2 protein-coding genes are annotated in these 2123 nt (G+C 74.4%); one reads left to right on the top strand and one right to left on the bottom strand.

The features are described from left to right. Positions 1-1036: ATP-binding cassette domain-containing protein (locus SACPADRAFT_RS26275; RefSeq protein WP_007027390.1), on the bottom strand; the 1036-nt coding region annotated here is incomplete at its 3' end. Positions 1037-1204: 168 nt separating this feature from the next. Here SACPADRAFT_RS26275 and SACPADRAFT_RS0207965 point away from each other — a divergent pair. Next, on the top strand, positions 1205-2029 hold the full coding sequence (locus tag SACPADRAFT_RS0207965) for a metallophosphoesterase family protein (protein WP_028662314.1): 825 nt from the start codon (positions 1205-1207) through the stop codon (positions 2027-2029). Positions 2030-2123: the final 94 nt, after the last annotated feature.

Genomic DNA, 2123 nt, shown 5'->3' with positions numbered 1-2123 from the left:
TGCCGTCGCCGGTCGGCGTCGCGCGGAACCGCAGCGGGGACGGCGGCTTCGGCACCCGGGTGCGTTCCAGTTCGGCCAGCCGTCGCCGGGCGTCGCGGACCCGGCGGGAGACCTGGCGCTGTACCCGGGCGCCCCGGTAGTCGTGGGCCATCTTCGCGTTGTCCCGCATCGGCCGGTTGTGGTTGATCTCGTGCGCCGAGACGGACACCACCTGCCGCAGCCGGCGCAGTTCGGCCTGTTCGTCGGCGTGGCGCTGCTCCCACCGGGCCCGTTCGGCACGTTTGGCGTCCCGGTAGTCCGAGTACCGGCCCCCGTAGCGGCGGGGTCCGTCCACGGTGGGGTCCAGGTCGACGATGTCGGTGCAGACCGCGTCCAGGAACACCCGGTCGTGGGACGACAGGAGCACGATGCCGGACAGGCCCGCCAGGTGCCGCTCCAGGAACTCCGACGCGGCGTCGTCGAGGTGGTTGGTGGGTTCGTCCAGCAGCAGTGTCCGCGGAGCGGACACCAGCAGGGCGGCCAGCGCCAACCTGCTCCGCTGCCCTCCGGACAGCTCGGCCAGCGTCCGCCCCGGGGCGATGCCGCCGAGCCCGAGCCCCTCGGTCACCACCGCGGCGCGGCGATCCGCGTCCCACACCCCGTGCACCTCGGCCCACTCCAGCATCCGCCCGTACTCGTCGAGCACGGCCGCGTCGTCCGGCCGCCGTTCGAGCCGGGCGGCGAGCGTGTCGAGCTCCCCGGCCGCCCGCCGGAGGTCGGCGAGCGCGTCGTCGAGGACGTCGGCCGGCGTCGCGGTGGGCGGGAACGGCAACTCCTGGTGCAGGAAGCCGACGTCCCCACCGCCGGAGACCGTGCCCGCCTGCGGCCGTTCGAGCCCGGCCAGCAGCCGCAGCAGGGTGGACTTGCCCACGCCGTTGTCGCCGACCAGCCCGACCCTCCGTCCCGCACCCACGGTGAGGTCGAAGCCGTCGAACACCACGCGGTCGCCGTGGGCGAACGCCACGTCGCGGGCGTGCAGGGAGAGGGGAGAGGACACGGGACACCACCGGCCGGAGAGGTCGCGGGTCACCCGCCGGGCGGGATGCCGCGGACGCGGGTGCGGGCTCGTGTCAGCTCTTCATGATGGTGCCGAACCCTACCGCCGCCCACGCGGCGGCGCGAACGGTTTTCCCCGTCCGGGCGCCGGTGATCTACCGTGGTGGCCGTGCCGAACCTCTACGCCACCAGTGACCTGCACATCGGCCACCGGGACAACGCGCCGTTGCTGGACTCGGTGCGGCCGCAGGGCCCGGACGACTGGCTGATCGTGGCGGGGGACGTCGCCGAACAGGTGGACACGGTGACCGGGACCCTGGCCACACTGCGGGACCGGTTCGCCACCGTGATCTGGGTGCCCGGCAACCACGAGCTGTGGACCACGCCGAAGGACCCGGTGCAGGCCCGCGGGGTCGAGCGCTACGAGGAGCTGGTGCGGCGCTGTCGCGAACTCGGCGTGCACACCCCGGAGGACGAGTTCCCCGTGTGGGAGCACGGGCCGCGTCCGCTGACGGTGGCGCCGCTGTTCGTGCTCTACGACTACAGCTGGCGGACCCCGGCCGCCGAGGGACACCCGACGGCCGAGGCGCTGCGGCAGGCCCGGGAGGCGGGCGTGGTCTGCACCGACGAGTACCTCCTGCACCCCGACCCGCACCCCGACCGGGCCCGGTGGTGCGCCGAGCGGGTGCGGCTCACCGAGAAGCGGCTGGCGGACGTCCCGGACGGGCACGGCACCGTGCTGGTGTCGCACTGGCCGCTGCACCGCCATCCCACCGAGCCGCTGTGGTACCCGGAGTTCGCCATGTGGTGCGGCACCGAGGCGACCGCGGACTGGCACGTGCGGCACCGGGCCGAAATGGTGGTGTACGGGCATCTGCACATCCCGCGCACCACCTGGCGCGACGGGGTGCGCTTCGAGGAGGTCTCACTCGGCTACCCGCGGGAGTGGACCCGCCGTGCCCGCGGCGCGGTGCCGCTGCGCCGCCTGCTGTGAGACCGTGCCACCTGCTGTGAGAATTGCGCCGCCTGCCGTGACCACCGCGCCGACGATGCCCGGTCGGGGGCCCGGCGGCCGGGGACCGCCCGCC

The organism is Saccharomonospora iraqiensis subsp. paurometabolica YIM 90007, assembly GCF_000231035.2.
Lineage (GTDB): Bacteria > Actinomycetota > Actinomycetes > Mycobacteriales > Pseudonocardiaceae > Saccharomonospora > Saccharomonospora paurometabolica.
Note: the sequence above shows the minus strand (reverse complement) of the source record. Positions and strands in the feature narration are given on the sequence as shown.